This is a genomic window from Polynucleobacter yangtzensis, from assembly GCF_027924165.1.
In the GTDB taxonomy this organism is placed as follows: Bacteria; Pseudomonadota; Gammaproteobacteria; order Burkholderiales; family Burkholderiaceae; genus Polynucleobacter; species Polynucleobacter yangtzensis.
Genome location: NZ_AP026973.1, coordinates 693,152 through 710,494 on the forward strand (window position 1 = coordinate 693,152; position 17,343 = coordinate 710,494).

Annotated in this window: 16 protein-coding genes and 1 other RNA gene; 15 read left to right on the plus strand and 2 right to left on the minus strand. The window is 44.8% G+C overall.

Annotated elements, in window-relative coordinates; genetic code table 11:
• The 4 genes from QMF28_RS03675 (at window position 1) to QMF28_RS03690 (ending at window position 2,614) form a co-directional block, all read left to right on the plus strand.
• A complete protein-coding gene (locus QMF28_RS03675; RefSeq protein ID WP_281743319.1) occupies window positions 1-1,326 on the plus strand; it encodes a Y-family DNA polymerase in 1,326 nt (441 codons plus the stop codon).
• A gap of 62 nt (window positions 1,327-1,388) precedes the next feature.
• Window positions 1,389-1,532: a hypothetical protein gene (locus tag QMF28_RS03680; protein WP_167345988.1), complete on the plus strand. Its 144-nt coding sequence runs from the start codon at window positions 1,389-1,391 to the stop codon at window positions 1,530-1,532.
• Window positions 1,533-1,692: 160 nt separating this feature from the next.
• Window positions 1,693-2,235 (plus strand): TIGR00645 family protein, encoded by a 543-nt coding sequence (locus QMF28_RS03685; RefSeq protein ID WP_068321073.1) that lies wholly within the window; start codon window positions 1,693-1,695, stop codon window positions 2,233-2,235.
• Window positions 2,236-2,263: 28 nt separating this feature from the next.
• Window positions 2,264-2,614 carry a YkgJ family cysteine cluster protein gene (locus tag QMF28_RS03690; protein ID WP_082786366.1) on the plus strand — a complete coding sequence of 117 codons (351 nt, stop codon included), beginning with the start codon at window positions 2,264-2,266 and terminating at the stop codon, window positions 2,612-2,614.
• Here the strand turns inward: QMF28_RS03690 and QMF28_RS03695 are convergent.
• Window positions 2,607-3,266, minus strand: a complete 660-nt coding sequence (locus QMF28_RS03695; RefSeq protein WP_281743321.1) for a putative quorum-sensing-regulated virulence factor — start codon at window positions 3,264-3,266, stop codon at window positions 2,607-2,609. The two genes, QMF28_RS03690 and QMF28_RS03695, sit on opposite strands and share 8 nt — an antisense overlap.
• A gap of 254 nt (window positions 3,267-3,520) precedes the next feature.
• Between QMF28_RS03695 and QMF28_RS03700 the strand changes: the two genes are divergently transcribed.
• The 3 genes from QMF28_RS03700 (at window position 3,521) to QMF28_RS03710 (ending at window position 6,577) form a co-directional block, all read left to right on the plus strand.
• Window positions 3,521-4,087 carry an SRPBCC family protein gene (locus QMF28_RS03700; RefSeq protein ID WP_281743323.1) on the plus strand — a complete coding sequence of 189 codons (567 nt, stop codon included), beginning with the start codon at window positions 3,521-3,523 and terminating at the stop codon, window positions 4,085-4,087.
• A gap of 65 nt (window positions 4,088-4,152) precedes the next feature.
• Window positions 4,153-5,142 carry a sulfurtransferase gene (locus QMF28_RS03705; RefSeq protein ID WP_281743325.1) on the plus strand — a complete coding sequence of 330 codons (990 nt, stop codon included), beginning with the start codon at window positions 4,153-4,155 and terminating at the stop codon, window positions 5,140-5,142.
• Window positions 5,143-5,467: 325 nt separating this feature from the next.
• Complete coding sequence (locus QMF28_RS03710) at window positions 5,468-6,577, plus strand: linear amide C-N hydrolase (RefSeq protein WP_281743327.1); 1,110 nt, start codon at window positions 5,468-5,470, stop codon at window positions 6,575-6,577.
• A gap of 6 nt (window positions 6,578-6,583) precedes the next feature.
• On the opposite strand, the gene ffs is transcribed toward QMF28_RS03710, so the two are convergent.
• Window positions 6,584-6,682, minus strand: an RNA gene (gene ffs, locus QMF28_RS03715) — signal recognition particle sRNA small type.
• 32 nt (window positions 6,683-6,714) lie between these two features.
• On the opposite strand from ffs, the gene dnaX reads away from it, so the two are divergent.
• From dnaX to QMF28_RS03755, 8 genes are all read left to right on the plus strand, one after another.
• The gene (dnaX, locus tag QMF28_RS03720) at window positions 6,715-8,382 is read left to right on the plus strand and encodes a DNA polymerase III subunit gamma/tau (protein ID WP_281743329.1); all 1,668 of its coding nucleotides are present in this window, start codon (window positions 6,715-6,717) and stop codon (window positions 8,380-8,382) included.
• Window positions 8,383-8,449: 67 nt separating this feature from the next.
• Window positions 8,450-8,773 carry a YbaB/EbfC family nucleoid-associated protein gene (locus QMF28_RS03725; RefSeq protein WP_072582156.1) on the plus strand — a complete coding sequence of 108 codons (324 nt, stop codon included), beginning with the start codon at window positions 8,450-8,452 and terminating at the stop codon, window positions 8,771-8,773.
• Window positions 8,774-8,797: 24 nt separating this feature from the next.
• A complete protein-coding gene (recR, locus tag QMF28_RS03730; RefSeq protein WP_068321088.1) occupies window positions 8,798-9,412 on the plus strand; it encodes a recombination mediator RecR in 615 nt (204 codons plus the stop codon).
• Window positions 9,413-9,480: 68 nt separating this feature from the next.
• The gene (locus QMF28_RS03735; RefSeq protein ID WP_281743333.1) at window positions 9,481-9,681 is read left to right on the plus strand and encodes a hypothetical protein; all 201 of its coding nucleotides are present in this window, start codon (window positions 9,481-9,483) and stop codon (window positions 9,679-9,681) included.
• A gap of 131 nt (window positions 9,682-9,812) precedes the next feature.
• Entirely contained in the window at window positions 9,813-11,228 is a 1,416-nt protein-coding gene (locus QMF28_RS03740) for a carbohydrate porin (RefSeq protein WP_281743334.1), read from the plus strand.
• Between the two features lie 185 nt (window positions 11,229-11,413).
• The gene (locus tag QMF28_RS03745) at window positions 11,414-12,964 is read left to right on the plus strand and encodes a TolC family protein (RefSeq protein WP_281743336.1); all 1,551 of its coding nucleotides are present in this window, start codon (window positions 11,414-11,416) and stop codon (window positions 12,962-12,964) included.
• Window positions 12,965-12,973: 9 nt separating this feature from the next.
• The gene (locus QMF28_RS03750) at window positions 12,974-14,245 is read left to right on the plus strand and encodes an efflux RND transporter periplasmic adaptor subunit (RefSeq protein ID WP_068321097.1); all 1,272 of its coding nucleotides are present in this window, start codon (window positions 12,974-12,976) and stop codon (window positions 14,243-14,245) included.
• On the plus strand, window positions 14,246-17,323 hold the full coding sequence (locus QMF28_RS03755; protein WP_281743337.1) for an efflux RND transporter permease subunit: 3,078 nt from the start codon (window positions 14,246-14,248) through the stop codon (window positions 17,321-17,323).
• Window positions 17,324-17,343: the final 20 nt, after the last annotated feature.

Here is a 17,343-nt window from a genome sequence, read left to right on the forward strand (position 1 = left end):
ATGAATTCCTATTCACAAACTGTGTCAACTTCATCAAATTCACTCTTCGCCCTCGTCGATGTAAATAACTTCTACGTTTCTTGCGAGCGCGTATTTCAGCCTAAGCTAGAAGATGTGCCAATGGTGGTGCTCTCGAATAACGATGGCTGTGCTGTGGCACGTAGCGCTGAAGTTAAAGCACTTGGCGTGAAGATGGGTACACCTTGGTTTCAGATGAAAGATCTTGCCAAGAAGCATGGCATCCTGGCTCAATCATCCAACTACACGCTGTATGGGGATATGAGTAGCCGAGTAGTTCAGGTACTCAGAACATTTACACCTAACTTAGAGGTCTACAGCATCGATGAGAGCTTCTTGCAAATCGAAACTGTCCTCAAGCAATACCAAGACACCATTGAGTTGGGTCAGAAGATCAAGCAACAAGTTAAAGACACTACTGGCTTACCAGTCTGTGTAGGTATTGGCGCTAGCAAGACCTTAGCCAAGCTAGCCAATCACTTGGCTAAAAAGCACAAGCAGTTTGCTGGTGTATGCGATGTCAATGCGATGGCCAAAGAAGAGCTCTATCAGTGGATGAGTGAAACTGAAGTGGGCGAGGTTTGGGGCGTAGGTAAACAAATCGCCAAGAAACTCAAAGCTCAGAATATTCAAAGCGTATTTGATCTCTTGCAAGCTTCACCACAAGCCATGCGTCAGCAGTTTGGTGTAGTCATGGAGCGTCTTTGCTATGAACTACGAGGCACATCTTGTCTGCAGTTAGAAGAGGTGGCGCCAGCCAAACAACAAATCATTGCCTCACGTAGTTTTGGTAAACCTGTAACTAGCCAGGCCGAGCTTGCACAGTCGGTTGCCACTCATGTGGCACGTGCAGCTGAAAAGCTCAGAGCACAAAACAGCACTACGGGCGCGCTCACAGTATTTATTCAGACTAACCCGTTTAAGCAAAACGAACCACAACACCATCAAGGCGTCACAATTCCGCTGGCAGACCCAACAGATAACACACTGACATTAACGAATGCTGCGCTAGCAGGTCTGAAGCAAATCTATCAAGCGAGCTTTCGTTATAAGAAAGCAGGCGTCATTCTCAATTTGATTGGCGATAAGCCCACAGCCCAGCAATCCTTGTTTGACGATATCGAAACCAAAGGCAAATCTGCTCATCTCATGAAAGCAGTTGATGAAATCAATACGCGCTTTGGTAATGCGGCCATTAGATCCGCAGCTTCAGGAACCAATAGCACTAAACAAGAGTGGCAAATGAGATCAAACAATAGATCACCGAACTACACCACGCGCTGGGATGAGTTGCCGGTGGCTAGATAAAGAAATTCAGCAGCAAGTATTCACTAATAAGTAACACGCAACAACATATTAAGGAGAAACAAATGAACACAATCAGCAACTTGATGAATAACTTTAACGGCATCTCATTGGCAGTGATCATGATCCTGTCCTATTGCGCAGTGTTGAAAAATACAAAGCGTCACGATGTTGAAACAAAGCAGATCTTTAATCGCAAGTATCAGTAAAGAACATTGCGGTAGCAGCGAGTAGAAAATAAGCAGTAGGCAGAGGGGGAATAAGGAAATCACGGATTCCTTATTCCCTATTGCATAGTAGGGGCGAGTAGATAATTCCCCTAGGGTTGTTAAGTCTTTAATACCCCTAAAAAGTGGTTAAGATTCGGATATGAATCCAGATAAAGAAACCTTCTTAGATAAAAAATTACGTCCTTTGCCGCGTTGGATATTTATGTCCCGCTGGTTGCAGGCGCCACTCTATTTGGGATTGATTGTTGCCCAGGGTGTATACGTTTGGCAGTTCTGGATAGAGCTAGTTCACCTCATTACGATGATGGCAGATAAGTCGATGACTGAAACTGCCTTGATGCTGGTAGTTTTAGGATTGATCGACGTCGTCATGATCTCCAATTTATTGGTCATGGTTATTGTTGGTGGCTGGGAAACATTTGTCTCACGCCTGGAACTGGAGAATCACCCCGATCAGCCTGAATGGCTCTCTCATGTAAATGCAGGGGTCCTCAAGGTAAAGCTAGCAACTGCGATTATTGGTATTTCATCAATTCATTTGCTCAAGACGTTCATCAATGCGGCATCCTATGATGAAAAAACCTTGATGTGGCAAACCTTAATTCACATTACCTTTGTGCTTTCAGCTGTAGCGATTGCCTATACTGAAAAAATAGTGACCGCAGCACATAAGCCGCATTAATGGCCGAAGAGTTTTTTCTCTCATTTAGATGGATTTAACAAATCCCTGTTTTGATTGCGGCATGTGCTGCCAGTATTTCCGGGTCAGTTTTTACCATGGAGAACTTGCCGGTAATGGCTCTGGAACGGTTCCAGAGGAGTTAACTACCAGGGTTTCTACACATCTGGTTTGTATGAAAGGCACAGAGAAGGGTCATGCACCATGCATCGCTCTTCGCCATACCCATGAAGAAGGTTATCGCTGTTCTATCTACGGGCAGCGCTCGAGCACGTGCAGATCATTTGACGTTCTCAATGAAGACGGAAGCATCAATGAGGAGTGTCAAAAACTACAGCAGATTGCAAAACAGAAAAAGCAACAAGGATTGCCGGCTATTTAGCTTCTAAGGCTTTGCGTAGATATTCAGAGACATTGTCTTGACGCAACATCCATTGCTTGTAGTCAGCAGGCATTTGGCTAATCAGTTCGCCTTTGTGTTTGCCATAGGGCATCACCATCGGAATGCGAGCTTTCTCAGACATTTCCCAAAAAGCATCCAAAGAGATGGGATGAAGCTTATCAATGATTTGCCTAACAATCTTTGAGCAAATCCACACATCAGATAATGCGCTATGGGCATTCCGCAGCTGATCTCTAGCCGTACTCCGTTCAAAGTGATAGAGCAGGGCGCTTTGAGTATGGCTATCGAGTTCAGGCCAAAGGCTGCGAGCAAGCGCCAAGGTGCAGATACGCTTCACTTCTGGTTTGCCAATGGCAATCCAATCAAAATCAATATTGTGACCAATTAAATATTTGGTACCAGCTGGCAATCGGAAAGAGCTGCTTGCAGGGCAATTAACTAATTCTTCATCCATGATGTGATGTGTAGCAAGAGCGCCCAAGCTAATCGGCTTACCTGGGTTATAGCGCTGCACCCAAGGATTACCCACTTCGAATGGATTTAAGGAAGTGACATCTAAGGAGGCGGCTTCAATAATGACCGCATCATTCTTATCGGTTGCTTCTACATCGAAAATAATGGCTTGGGACATAAGGGCTTTGTTGGGTTGTATAGATCTATTGTGCCTTGAATTGCCTGGGAGTATGCTCGGCATGACTTGGTAGACTCAAAATTTATTACTACTTGTAAACCAGGAAATTGGCTCTCATACTAATCTAGGGCTAAAGGCAGCATCTGATGAAAGCGCCAATATTGAATGCTACTCCTGTGATGATTGAACTCTTTTTTGCCAAAACAGCACAAAGAGCTTGTCTGCAAATACAAGATTTATTCTAAAATCTGCAAATGAAATGGATATTAATCTCAATATTGAGTTTTATATGCCTGCAAGCTTTTGCGCAAGACAGCAATAACCCATTTAATATTCAAATCAATATCAAACCAGCAAACGGTCGTTTTCATATTAATGCGAACTACTCTGTTCCTGTTGCACCATGCAATGCGTATGCTTTTTTGACTGACTATGAAGCCTCTAAAAATATTGCGGGCGTAGTCGACTTAAAAATTCTTTCTCGGTCTGCTAACAAAGTTCGTGTGAGTAGGGTTTTAGAAGAAGACATCCTCTTTTTTCATATTGAGCTTAAAACAGTAGTTGAATACACGGAAGTGCCTTATCGCCTTTTAAACTTTGAGCAAGTAAGTGGCGATGCCAAGTACTATAAGGGTTCCTGGAGAGTAATGCCCGATAAGGATAAGACCATTGTTAAATACGATGCTGTGGTAGAACTCGATTCTGTGGTGCCGATGGTGGTGATTGAGTACTTTATGAAAAACAATTTGTATGAGCGACTTGAGTCTATGGCTCAAAAAGCTACTCAATACAAACCTACGGCAATGTTGACCTGTAAGTAGATGGCGGTATTCACGAAATGAATGTCTTGGTGTATCGTTTATTCCGTTAAGCCAAAGGAATTCCTATGAGATCATTATTAGCAATCATTCTGACATCGATCATTTCACTTGCATATGGCCAGCAAAAAAATACCATCATCCAAACAGATCAGGTGCAGCAGGCGATTTCTCGTGGCGCAATTATTTGGGATGTGCGTGATGAGAAGAGCTACCTAGAAGGTCATATACCAGGGGCAATCAATATTGGCGAGATCGGCAGCACTCTGCGCGACCCTAATAAAGAAGATTACATTCCCACAGAGCAAATTCAGAAGCTTTTCAACAATGCTGGCTTAGACGTCAATAAAGATATTGTGGTCTATGGAGCGCGTGGTAATCCTTACACCTATTTTGGCTTGTATACCGTTAACTATTTTGGCGGGAAGAATGCGCAGGTCTACCACGATGGTATTGATGGCTGGAAGCAGGCGGGGTTGCCAATTCAAAAAGAACGTCAAACTTTGCCTCCAGTATCAGTAGTGCTCATTGCACAACCTCAATTGGTAGTGACAAATGAAGAGATGCTCAAGATTGCCCAATCTAAATCAGTTCAGATTATTGACGCTAGAACTCCTGATGAATATTCCGGTAAGGATGTGCGTACGATTCGGGGTGGACATATACCAAATGCCATCAACATTCCCTATGAAGACAATTGGCAGGATCCAGCAACTGCTATCAAGTTAAGTAAGAAGCAGGTTGCTGATAACTCAGGTATGACGCTAAAGAATCAAACCGATCTTAAGCAGTTGTATGCCAAGCTCGATCCCGATAAAGAAACCGTGGTCTATTGCCAAAGCGGTGTTAGGGCGGCTGAAACTGCTACCGTACTGAAGACCCTGGGTTTTAAGAAGGTCAAGGTGTATGACTCCTCATGGTTGGGTTGGGGTAATAATCTCAAAGCGCCAGTAGCTGATGAAACCTTCTTAAATGTGGGTGCACTTAATGCGAAGATGACTGCGATGCAAAATAAAATCAATCAGCTAGAAGAAGTTCTCAAGAATAAAAATAACTGATCTTATTATCAGGCTGCTTATTTGGTAATCGGCCATTACCTACTATCATTTCATCTCCAATCCCTAACTGTTGCACTCCAAAGCCTCTAAGCTGAACTCTTATATCTAGAGGAGGTCTTGCTTTGCGAGTGTCAATTGAGTGTTCTCATAAGCAACTGCAGTTATTCAGAATCTCACTCGACGCCAGAACTGTCCTGGTTTTGCTAATTATTTGGATGATTTGGGGAATTTTCAGGATTTTGAAAATCTTCTAAATGGTAAGGTTCTTTTGCTTGGCTATTCAGTTAGAATTTCCTGAGATATCAGTCTATATAAAGGGAAATACATGAAACATTCATGGACCAAGCAAATTCTTGCTGCTTCAGTTTCTGCCACATTGGCGTTTACACCATTAATCAGTAATGCTTGTACTAGCTTCATGCTCAAGGGTAGCGATGGTGGTTCTGTATATGGTCGCACCCTTGAATTTGGAATGCCACTGAAGTCCGAGCTTATTACGATTCCAAAGAACTACGCATTAAAGGGAATTGGTACTGATGGTCAATATGGTTCTGGTCGTAGCTGGACTACTAAATATGCTGTCGCTGGAATGAATCCATTAGGTCTGCCAGAGTTGGTTGATGGCATGAATGAAAAAGGTTTGATGGGTGGCGTGCTCAATCTTCCTAATAGCGCTCAATACCAAGCAGTTTCTCCTGCTGAAGCTGCCAATAGCATTAACTCAGTTCAAGTGCTTACTTACGCACTATCTAATTTTGCAACTGTAGATGAGATTAAGGCGGGCTTACAGCAGATTAAAGTCAATGGTGCCAAGCTTGCAATCTATGGAAATGCCACCCCACTAGTGCATTACACATTCCATGACGCCAATGGCAAAAGCATCGTGGTGGAATACGTTAAGGGCCAATTGACTATTTTTGATAATCCAACAACCGTCATGACTAATGATCCACCGTTTGAGTACCACCTGCGTGATATTGGTAACTATGTCAATCTTTCTAATGTCGAGAAACCGCCAATGAAAATTCGTGGCGCGACTTTCGATGCGCCGAGCTCAGGCACTGGCTTACATGGAATGCCTGGTGATTTCTTAAGCACTAGTCGTTTTATTCGCGCACTGTTTTTATCTAACTCAGTACCAACCAGTTTTACAACTGCGCAAATGGGTGATGCAGCTTGGCACATTCTTGGAAGCTTTGATATTCCACCTGGCTCAGTAACATTGCCAGCAAGCAATCCTTACGGTGGCGGTGTTGGTGGTTACGAAGTCACTGAGTGGAGTGTTGTGGCCAACAATAAGAATATGACTTACAGCGTCAAGATGTATGAAAACACCAATATCTATGTATTTGACTTCAAGAAGTTGGATGTCATCGCTAAAGAGATTAAGTCAGTGAAGCTAAATCAACCGAAATTAACGCTTCCGCTTAACTGAAGTAGGGTGGATGAGCCAAACCCCCGGCACTGGCAGAAATTGGGTTTGGCTGCTTCGTTCCCGACCTGACCAGGTTATCCAACCCACCATGCGGGGAGGCCCATCCAATTCCATTTTAGCTTGTTAGAATGTAAGACATGACAGCATTGGCATTGGCCCGTTCGTGGCGCCCCAAAACCTTCTCTGAATTAGTCGGCCAAGACCATGTGGTTAAGGCTTTAACCCATGCTTTGGATCAGGGTCGCCTGCACCATGCATGGTTATTTACGGGTACCCGTGGGGTAGGTAAGACCACCATAGCCCGAATTATGGCCAAAGCCCTCAATTGCACGGGATCCGATGGTTCTGGCAAGATGACTTCAGAGCCTTGCGGAAAATGCCCAGCCTGCATGGAAATCGACGCTGGTCGCTTTGTTGACTATATCGAGATGGATGCCGCAAGTAATCGTGGTGTTGACGATATTGCTGCGCTTCTAGAAAAAGCTGCTTACGCACCAAGCAATGGTCGTTATAAGGTCTACATGATCGACGAGGTGCACATGCTCACCAATCATGCCTTTAATGCCATGCTTAAAACTTTGGAAGAACCTCCAGAGCACGTCAAATTTATTTTGGCTACAACCGATCCCCAAAAAATCCCGGTAACTATTTTGTCGCGTTGCTTACAGTTCAATCTCAAGCAAATGCCTGTACCGCTCATCGTTGAGCATCTAGAAAAAGTACTTGCCTCAGAAAAAGTCGAATATGAAGTCAATGCCTTACGTGTCTTAGCTAAGGCGGCTCAAGGCTCTATGCGTGATGCCTTGTCACTCACAGACCAAGCTATTGCTTATGCCGCTGGCAAGGTGACTGAAGAGTCTGTGCGCGGCATGCTTGGCACATTAGACGACGCTTATCTCATTCGCATTCTGGATTGCTTGATTGCTAAAGATGGTGCAAGCCTTCTCTCTGTTGCAAATGAAATGGGCGAGCGCAGCATGTCTTTCTCATTGGCGTTGCAAGATCTCTCCAGCTTGTTGCAAAAGATTGCAGCAGCGCAAGTTGTTCCAGAGTCTGTATTGGATGATTGGCCAGAAGCAGTCGAAATTCGTCGCTTGGCCACTCAATTAACAAAAGAAGAAGCGCAACTCTTTTATCAAATTACGATTACTAGTCGCCCAGATTTATCACTTGCACCAGATGAGCAAACTGGTTTTGCCATGACGCTTTTGCGCATGTTGGCGTTTCGTCCGGGTAATGGTGGAGGGGGTAGTTCATCTCCAGCCCCCTCATCACCTTCAGCCCCACCAGTAAATACGGCTCGTCCTGCACCCGCTGCACCAATATCCAGAACGGCTGCTCCTGCGCCTGCAGCAAAACCTGCTTCTCCAGCACCATCAGTTGTTGCTTCAGCCCCGGTTGCTGCTACAGGTAACTCAGCAGAACGTCCCGATTGGCATGCATTGATGCGTCAGCTGCCAGTTAAAGGCTTGGTGCAGCAGTTGGCATTTCAGACAGAGTTACAAGATTGGAATGATTCAGCGGCTGGAGTGCGTGCAACGATTGTGACGCCAATGCCGCAGTTAGCTTCTGAGGCCTCTGTTGGTCGTTTATGCGATGCACTGACTGCACACTTTGGTAAGCCAGTGAAGATCGTGATTGAAAAAGGTGAAGTAGAGGGCAAGACCGTTGCTAAGGTTGATGCCCAGATTCATCAAGAGAAAAGAATGAATGCTGAACAAATGATTGCGGCTGATCCTTTTATTCAGCAATTAGAAAAAGAGTTTGGTGCCAAGGTGGTTGGTGGCTCAGTAAAGCCACTTTAATTCGATCACTCAATACAGTCTCTTTAATTTAAATATTAATATTCAACAGCACTAAGGAAATAAAGCGATGATGAAAGGTGGACTTGCTGGCCTCATGAAACAGGCTCAGCAGATGCAAGAGAAGATGAAGACTGCGCAAGCCGAACTAGCTGCGTTAGAAGTGACTGGCCAAGCGGCTGGTGGCTTAGTTAAGGTAACTATCTCTGGCAAATACGAACTCAAACGTGTACAGATTGATCCAGGTGCAATGGACGATCGTGAGATGTTGGAGGACCTCATCGTGACTGCCTATACAGAGGCATTTAAGCAAGTAGAAGCCGCTAGTGCACAGATGATGTCTGGCGCCACTGCCGGTATGCCAATGCCTCCTGGCTTCAAGTTGCCGTTCTAACTTAATTATTTAGTTGAATTTAAAATGGCACGCATAGAAGCGCCTCAAGACGCACTCGGTCGATTGATTGAGGCTTTACGCGTGCTTCCTGGAGTGGGCCCTAAGTCCGCTCAGCGCATGGCGTTCTATCTTTTGCAGCACGATCGCAATGGCGCAGCTGTACTAGCTCAGTCATTAGGCGAAGCGGTTGAAACAGTAGGGCACTGTGCTCGTTGCAATACATTTTCAGAAACACAGATTTGCAGCACATGCTCTGATGAGCGTCGTGACCCATCATTACTTTGTATTGTGGAAACGCCAGCTGATCAAGTTATGGTTGAGCAGACCCTCAGTTTCAAAGGTAACTATTTTGTTTTGATGGGGCGCCTTTCACCATTGGATGGCATGGGTCCAAATGAAATCGGCTTTGATCGCCTACTCAATCGTATTGAGACTCCTGATACCGGTGTACCCATTCGTGAAGTAGTCTTGGCCACTAACTTCACCAGTGAGGGCGAAGCAACTGCCCATTACATTGGTGAAGTACTCAAAGCTAAAGGCATCAAAGTCACTCGTATTGCTAGAGGTATTCCGGTGGGTGGCGAACTCGAATATGTTGATGCCGGCACTTTAGCTAGAGCCTTGATGGATCGTCGTTAAAAATTATCAAATCCCTAGTTTTTTTAGGTGTTGATATTTTGCTCATGAGTTTTTAACATCCCTAATCTATGGGATTAAAAAATGCAAATCAAAACGGTTTAATAGAAACAAAGAAGGCCATTGATGAATTAGAGGCGGGTCTAGGAGTTAGATTTAGCACCCTTGAAAAATTTATTGCTGACCTACGCCAGGATATAGTTTTTACTGTCCCGGCTGATCCGTTTGCGCAAGCCACCCCCATTTCGTCATTAAAAAGACATAAAGACTAGGTAAATTACCTCTTTTTGAGGATAATTTGGTCTGCACCACCCCTGGGCTTCAATCCCAAGCTGTGTTTGCCTCGTTTTCCTATCGGCATGTTGCTAATGCGTAGCACTGGCATCCCAACTAGAAATTGTGAATGACCCGCAAGATTTACCTACTTCTCCTGTTAAGCATGATTTGCACGTTTTTCGGAGCAACTGCATTTGCGCAGAAGGCGGGATCAGGCTCGGATCAAATTGCGAGTTTTGCATCGCCTATTGATGATCTGCCAACCGAAGGAACGCTTTTTGGTTTGCCTGTAAATATCCACGGTCAAACAACTTACATCAATCAGCGCTACAACAATTTCACATCCAGCTACTCTGGAGAAAATAGCCTTTCTTCATTGAAGTCGATGAGCTACACCTGGTCAGGCACTTTATTTTTTGGAGCACGTTTAGCCCCAAACACAGATATCTATTTCAATCCAGAGGTGGTATCTGGCGTGCCTTTTTCTGATTTAGTTGGTCTTGGCGGATTTTCTAACGGTGAGGCGACAAAGGCAGCCGGGCTAAATGCAAAGTTTTATTCTGCTCGCGCATTTCTGCGTCAGACCATTAACCAAGAGGGCGATAAAGTTGTTCTCGAAAACGAAGCCAACCAAATCACACAAACTGTTAGCAGTAATCGTGTTGTAGTTACTGCTGGACAGTTTTCCACTTTAGACATTTTTGACGATAGTCGCTACGCTAAAGACCCTCGTATTCAGTTCATGAACTGGGGCAATATGACTTATCTGGCATATGACTACGCAGCCGACGCACGCGGCTACAGTACTGGCTTAGCAGGCGAATGGTACCTTAGCAATTGGGTTATGAGAGCCTCTCGTATGTTGGCACCAAAGTCCCCTAATGGCCGCGATCTCAATTGGCAAATTTTCAATACCTATGGCGATCAAATTGAAGTAGAGCGTCAACACAATATTGCAGACTTACCGGGTAAGGTGAGTGTACTTGCTTATCGTAATCGAATGATTCTGGCGCGTTTTCAGGATGCGACAAATTATGTGGTTGCTAATAACGCCCAAGGTACGCAAGCAATTAATAATGTACGAACCAACTATCAATACAAAACTGGTGTTGGTATTAATGGCGAACAAGCTTTAACAAAAGACTTAGGCATCTATGGTCGCGCCTTCACTTCTGATGGTCATACTGAAACGATGTCGTTTACTGAGGCGGATAACTCCATATCAGTAGGTATAGGATTGAATGGCACAAGTTGGAGTCGACCTAAAGATACGATTGGCATCTCGATGATGCAAAACGGTTTATCCAGTTATCGCAAAAACTATTTGCAATCTGGTGGCGTGTCTTACTTTATTGGCGACTATGCTGGTCCTGGCCAAACAATTTCTTATCGCCCAGAGCGAATCGGGGAGGTGTATTACAACGCCACTGTGATCAAGAATGTCTTGGCTGGTTTGAACTTCCAGCACATCAATAATCCCGCCTATAACGCTGCTCGCGGTCCTGTGAATATCCTATCTTTTAGGATTCATGCGGAGTTTTAAGGGGTTTGCTGACATTAGTGATAATTTTTATCTTTAAAATCAATATGTTAGAGAACCCAAATATTTAGACTTTTGACTTTTGTCCCCTATAATTCATAAAACCCCCTTAAACGGGCATAGATTCGATCTAAATCTGCATCTGGGGCTATAAAAACAGCATTTGATTGATTTAGAGGCAGTGGCATTTGTTGATTCTTAGCAAACATATAACTAGCGAAGTTAAACCGCTCAAAAGCAAGACGTCATTTGCGGTAATTGCTTGCGTTCTTTGTGCCTCAGTCTCTCCATCTTTAGTGTTTGCTCAGCCCTCTGTGGGTGAGACTCCAGCAAGCGTTACTGTTCAGTCCGGCGATACCTCTTTAGCTGTGCCGCCATCGATCGGCGCTCAGTTGGGTGCGCAAGATCAAAAGGCGGTCGCAAACTCTAAAGCCGCAGAATTATTTGCCCCAGTAACAAAAGTAAATACTCCAAAGATCTACGCCAAGCCAATTTCATCAGGCCCGACGGAAATGGATTTGCGTCAGTTATGGAATGAGCTTAAGGTAAATAATCCGCAGCTGTCTTCATTGCGTGAGTCCTATTTATCTGCCAAGGCAACTGTTCCGCAGATTAATGCGCCAGCCAATCCGCAAGTGGGGTTGGTATGGTCCGGTATGCCGGTGAATTCGCCATTTGCATTGGGTGGGGCAAATGCACCATCACAGCAATATCCTGGCGGCATTAGTAGCAATAACTCCATTTCTGTAGCGCAACCTTTCCAGTTTCCAGGCAAGAAGAGTCTTGCTGCGGACATTGCTGATACCAATGCTGAGGCTTTACTAGCTAGCTCTGAGTCCACCTATTTGCAATTGGGTGCTCAGCTGTCAACTTTGTACTACAGCGCTCTATCTTCACAGAAGCAATTGGCAGTTCTAAAGGAATCCGTCATTCGTTTAGAGATGATCAAGAATGTAGCAAAAGCACGTTATGCCAATAACGCTGCAGCTTATGTTGAATATCTGAATGCCCAAGTAGCGCAAAGCGCAGCTCAAGCGGATCAATTTAATTTAGAGCGTCAGCTCAACGTAGCTTTGCATAACATCAACACTTTAGTCGGTCGCCACTCTCGTGAAAAATTAGTATTACGTGGCGATGTTCGTCGTGCTATGAACGGCGTACCAACTCTAATTGAGTTAGAGGATTACGCAGAAAGCAGTCATCCTTCTTTAAAGAGTTCAGCATTGCAATTAGACGCTGCTCGCAAAGGTGTAGATTTAGCTAAGAAGGCTTACTTGCCAGACTTTCAGGTGATTGGTTCATCTTACACACCGCGTGGACCATTCTCGGCAAATAACGGCGCACTGTTTTATCAGTTTGAATTGGATCTGATTATTCCTCTGTATTTCTTCACTAAGGAAAAGTATGGGGTTGAGCAAGCGCAACGTAATCAAGCGGCTGCTGAGGCGGGCAATATCTCCAATCGTCAGCAAATCGTCTTGGCTGTAAACACAGCCTATGCTGCTTACGAGCAGGCTAAGAATCAAACCCAGTTTTTAAAAGAGCGCCAAGTACCGCAGGCAGATGCAGCTTATAAGGTAGGCCTGACTCAGTATTCAAATAATGGCCAAGGTTTTAATGATTTATTAACTGCGCAAACACAGTTGCGTAACTTGGAGATTGCATTGGCTCAGGCTGAGAGTAATCTATTGCAAACGCAGGCGGTATTGATGGTGTCAGCGGGTAAAGAACCCTTTTAAGGAGCAGTTTTGAAAGACAAAATTCTTTCGTTTCTAAAACACTTAACTGAAAAGGTTAAGCCTATTCTGCATAAGGGCGCGGATCATGGCACGCACCATGTAAAAGTTGCTGCTGCTGGCTTAGCAGGTTTGTATTGGAATCTATCGCCGCAGAATCGTTATCGCGTTCGTCTTGCCGCTTTTGCTTTTGCCATTCTTTCTTTGGGCATCGTAGTGGGGCGTGTAACCAACGTCAATCGTGCTGTAAAGATTGAAGCTTCCGATAAGGCGCTCAAAGTTGAAAGTAGTGGCATCTTGGAATTAAAGCTTCCTGGAGTAACTCTCAATCCTGCCATTTATGTTTTCCAGTCAGCTGAAAAAGTGCAAGTGCCTGTTGATATTAAAGTTCCTGGACGTTTGGCATTTAACGCAGAGAAATCGAAAGTCCTATCAGCTCGTGCACCTGGCAGAGTAGAGCGAATCTATGCTTTCGATGGTGCTCAAGTCGATATTGGTTCACCAATTGTGGAGATGTACAGCCCAGAATTTTTATCTGCCCAGCAAGAGTATTTGCTGTCTTCAAAGACTGCCAAGGTTCTCGAGGCAAATAAAACCATGAGTGACTTGTTGGGTGATGCACGCATTACCCAACAAGCAGCCGCTAACCGCATGAGAAATCTTGGTGCTGGTGAGGGCGACATTAAGAGTATTGAAACTACGGGTAAGACAACTAATAACTTAATCATGCGCTCCCCTTTAAAAGGGGTGGTAGTAAAGAGAAATGTTGAGCCAGGCTCGGCTGTAAGTTCAGGTGACGTAATCGCTACATTGGCTGATCCTAAGCAGCTCTGGTTCTTGGGGAATGTATTTGAGCAAGACTTTAGGATGATTAAGCAAGGTCAAAAAATGGTTTTACGCCTTGAAGCGTATCCAGAAAAAGAATTCATAGCCTATGCAAATTACATTGCGCCAACAGTTGATCCGCAAACTCGTGCCTTACTAATTCGTGCTGATGTTGAGAACACTGATGATCTATTGCGTCCTGATATGTATGCTTCAGCATCATTAACTACAGGTACAGCAGATGCTGTAGTCGTTCCGCAGTCGGCTATTGTGAGAGTTCGTGAAAATCGTTATGCCATTATTAAAGTAGGACCAGAAACATTCCGTCGTGTGCCTGTTAAAGGTTATGACCTTAATAGCAAGAGCTTTGCAATTACTGAAGGCGTAGAGCAGGGCTGGCAAGTGTTGGCTGAAGGCGCTGTTTTGTTAAACGATCGTTTTGCTAAGCAGGAGGACTAAGTGAGCGTTTTCACCTCCTTTATTCGAGGGGTAGTTGAGAAGCGCGCGCTTGTCATTTTTGCGTCCATCGTTTTGCTTGGTCTGGGCATGCTCAGTTTGAGCAAGTTGCCAATTCAGCCATACCCAGGTGTTGCGCCGCTAACTATTCAAGCGATTTCCCAGTGGCCGGGAAGAAGTACTACCGAAGTTGAGCAGCAAGTCACTATTCCGGTCGAGAACGCTTTGGCAGGTATTCCAGGATTACAGGCATTCCGCTCAGTATCACTTTTTGGCCTATCGGTTGTTACTCTCAAATTTAATGACACTGCTGATCCATTTAAGGCTCGTCAAACCTTTTTAGCTAATTTGGCAAACGTAGCGTTTCCACCGGGCGTTACTTCCAGCATCAGCCCTGACTCAGATGCTACTGGCGAGATCATGCGTTACGAGGTACGCTCTGAATACGCATCCTCAACTTTATTAAAGACTTTACAAAACTACGAGATCTATAAAGAGCTCAAGCAAACACCGGGCGTAGCTGACGTTTCCTCTTTTGGTGGCAAGGTGCGTCAATACCAAGTCATTGTGAGTCCTGAGAGTTTGCAGGCTAAAGGTGTTTCAGTAACCCAGCTGACTACCGCTTTAGCCAATGCAAATAGTAATGCTGGCGGCGGCTTATTACCTAGTGGTGAGCAGCAGTTTGTAGTGCGTGGCGTAGGACTTCTAAAGAACATCGATGATATTAAGCAGGTGGTCGTTACCATCAATAATGGCGTTCCCATTCGCATTGGTGATGTGGCGCGGGTAGAGATTGGTAATGCGCCACGCTTAGGCATGTTCCAGTTCAACGACAATCCTGATTCAGTTGAGGGGATTGTTTATTTACGTCGCGGTGAGAACGCCACTGAAGTATTGGCGCGTGTACGTAATACCGTAGAGAGCATTAATAAACACGTTCTTCCTCCTGGCATCGAGGTAAAGCCTTTCTACGATCGTCAGGTGCTTTTAGATATTACGATCGGCACCGTTAAACATACTTTGTTCTTTGGTATCTCGCTGGTATTGGCAGTCTTATTTTTCTTCTTAGGAAATATTCGTGCAGCTGCGGTAGTGGCTGCGGTGATTCCTCTGGCGCTTTGTGTGTCATTTATTCAAATGCATTTATGGAGCGTGCCTGCCAATTTGATTTCTTTGGGAGCAATTGACTTTGGTGTAATCGTTGACTCGGCAGTGATTCTGACGGAAAACGTCATGCGTCATTTAGAGGAGGGCGGTAAGCGCCTGAACCAAAGCATCATTCTGGCAACCAGTGAAGTGCAGCGCGCCATGATCTATTCCACCGGCATCATTATTGTGGCTTATTCGCCATTGTTCTTCATGGGTGGCGTAGAAGGCATCATCTTTAAGCCGATGGCATTCACGATGGGCTTTGCCTTGATTGCAGCGATGATTCTGAGCCTGACATTCTTGCCGGCAATGATCTCACTGGTATTTGGTGAAAATCTACATCACAAGCCACCATCTTTCATTACCAAGATTTTGGATGGCTACAAGCCTTTGCTAAGAAGATGGATGGATCGTCCATTAACCGTATTCTCAGTGGCAGTCTTTGTATTGGGAATTACGCTCTTGAGTATGACTCGTTTGGGCACTGCTTTCTTGCCAACCTTGGAAGAAAACAATATTTGGCTGCGTGTGACATTGCCCAATACTGTCGATCTCGATTATTCAGTCAAGATTGCTAATCAATTGCGCGAAACCTTTATGAAGCAACCGGAGATTGAAAAGGTTGCTGCACAGATTGGTCGTCCAGACGATGGCACCGACTCTACTGGTGTGTTTAATCAAGAATATGGTCTTTACTTGAAGAGTCCAGAGAAGATGCCAAGCGGCTCCTCTAAGAAGGATTTGATTACGCATTTAGAAACTGAGCTCAATAAGATTCCTGGTATTACTTATAGCTTCTCTCAATATATTCAGGACAACGTTAACGAAGCCTTATCGGGTGTTAAGGGAGAGAACTCAGTCAAGATTTACGGTACCGACCTTGAAGTATTGGATCAAAAAGCACATGAAGTCATTGATCAGCTCAAAAAGGTTCGCGGTGTGGCTGATGAGGGCATTCTTAAAGAGTTAGGTCAGCCTACCCTGAATATTCAGATTGATCGTGATCGTGCAGCGCGCTACGGTATTAATGTGAATGATATTCAGACGGTAGTAGCAAACGCCATTGGTGGCGCAGCAGTGACTAACTTACTTGAAGATGAAAAAACTTTTGGCATCGCTGTGCGTCTGAATGAAGGCAGTCGTAACGACGTGGCTGATATTGGTCACTTACTGGTTGAGGCACCTGATGGCACCAAGATTCCTTTGTCCATGGTGGCCAGCGTTCGCTTAACAGATGGTCCGTTCTTTATTTACCGCGAAGCAGGTAAGCGCTATATTGCGATCAAGTTTAGCGTTCGTAACCGTGACTTAGGTAGCGCTGTAGAAGACGCTCAGTTCTTGGTAGAAAAAAACATTACTTTGCCGCCAAACTATTCGATTAGCTGGGATGGTCAGTTCAATCAAATGAAGCAAGCGCAGAAGAAGTTGATGTTAATTGTGCCGTTGGCATTGTTAGGCATCTTCCTATTGCTCGTGAGTGCATTTGGTAATTTCCGCGATGCTTTCATTGTAATGATTAATGTGCCATTTGCTGCCATTGGTGGTGTGATTGCCTTGCACCTTGCGGGTGAGACCTTGAGCATCTCGGCATTCTTTGGATTCCTATCGCTCTTTGGTATTGCTATTCAGGATGGCGTGATCCTGATTTCGTTTATTAATAAGACTGCTGCTACAGAGCATGGTCAGATGAAGGACATCATGGTGGAGGGTGCTTCATTGCGCGTTCGCCCAGTGTTGATGACTGCGGCACTCTCAGGTCTCGGCCTCTTGCCAGCTGCTTTATCGCACTCCATTGGATCAGAGGCGCAACGTCCTTTGGCATTGGTCATTGTGGGTGGCATGGTAACCACTACGATCTTGACTCTCTTGGTGTTGCCAGTGATTTATGGCTGGTTTAGAGCACGTGCATTGACCCCGGCAACTAATATTTAATCGCCTTTAATTTAATAGCC

What these genes read in the sequence shown, in the direction of transcription:
- QMF28_RS03695 (WP_281743321.1), bottom strand. Translation starts at nt 3,266, where the DNA reads ATGTCCCAAGCCATTATTTTCGATGTAGAAGCAACCGATAAGAATGAT.
- QMF28_RS03735 (WP_281743333.1), top strand. Translation starts at nt 9,481, where the DNA reads ATGGGATTAAAAAATGCAAATCAAAACGGTTTAATAGAAACAAAGAAG.
- QMF28_RS03675 (WP_281743319.1), top strand. Translation starts at nt 1, where the DNA reads ATGAATTCCTATTCACAAACTGTGTCAACTTCATCAAATTCACTCTTC.
- QMF28_RS03680 (WP_167345988.1), top strand. Translation starts at nt 1,389, where the DNA reads ATGAACACAATCAGCAACTTGATGAATAACTTTAACGGCATCTCATTG.
- QMF28_RS03740 (WP_281743334.1), top strand. Translation starts at nt 9,813, where the DNA reads ATGACCCGCAAGATTTACCTACTTCTCCTGTTAAGCATGATTTGCACG.
- QMF28_RS03700 (WP_281743323.1), top strand. Translation starts at nt 3,521, where the DNA reads ATGAAATGGATATTAATCTCAATATTGAGTTTTATATGCCTGCAAGCT.
- recR (WP_068321088.1), top strand. Translation starts at nt 8,798, where the DNA reads ATGGCACGCATAGAAGCGCCTCAAGACGCACTCGGTCGATTGATTGAG.
- QMF28_RS03685 (WP_068321073.1), top strand. Translation starts at nt 1,693, where the DNA reads ATGAATCCAGATAAAGAAACCTTCTTAGATAAAAAATTACGTCCTTTG.
- QMF28_RS03725 (WP_072582156.1), top strand. Translation starts at nt 8,450, where the DNA reads ATGATGAAAGGTGGACTTGCTGGCCTCATGAAACAGGCTCAGCAGATG.
- QMF28_RS03705 (WP_281743325.1), top strand. Translation starts at nt 4,153, where the DNA reads ATGAGATCATTATTAGCAATCATTCTGACATCGATCATTTCACTTGCA.
- QMF28_RS03710 (WP_281743327.1), top strand. Translation starts at nt 5,468, where the DNA reads ATGAAACATTCATGGACCAAGCAAATTCTTGCTGCTTCAGTTTCTGCC.
- QMF28_RS03690 (WP_082786366.1), top strand. Translation starts at nt 2,264, where the DNA reads ATGGATTTAACAAATCCCTGTTTTGATTGCGGCATGTGCTGCCAGTAT.
- dnaX (WP_281743329.1), top strand. Translation starts at nt 6,715, where the DNA reads ATGACAGCATTGGCATTGGCCCGTTCGTGGCGCCCCAAAACCTTCTCT.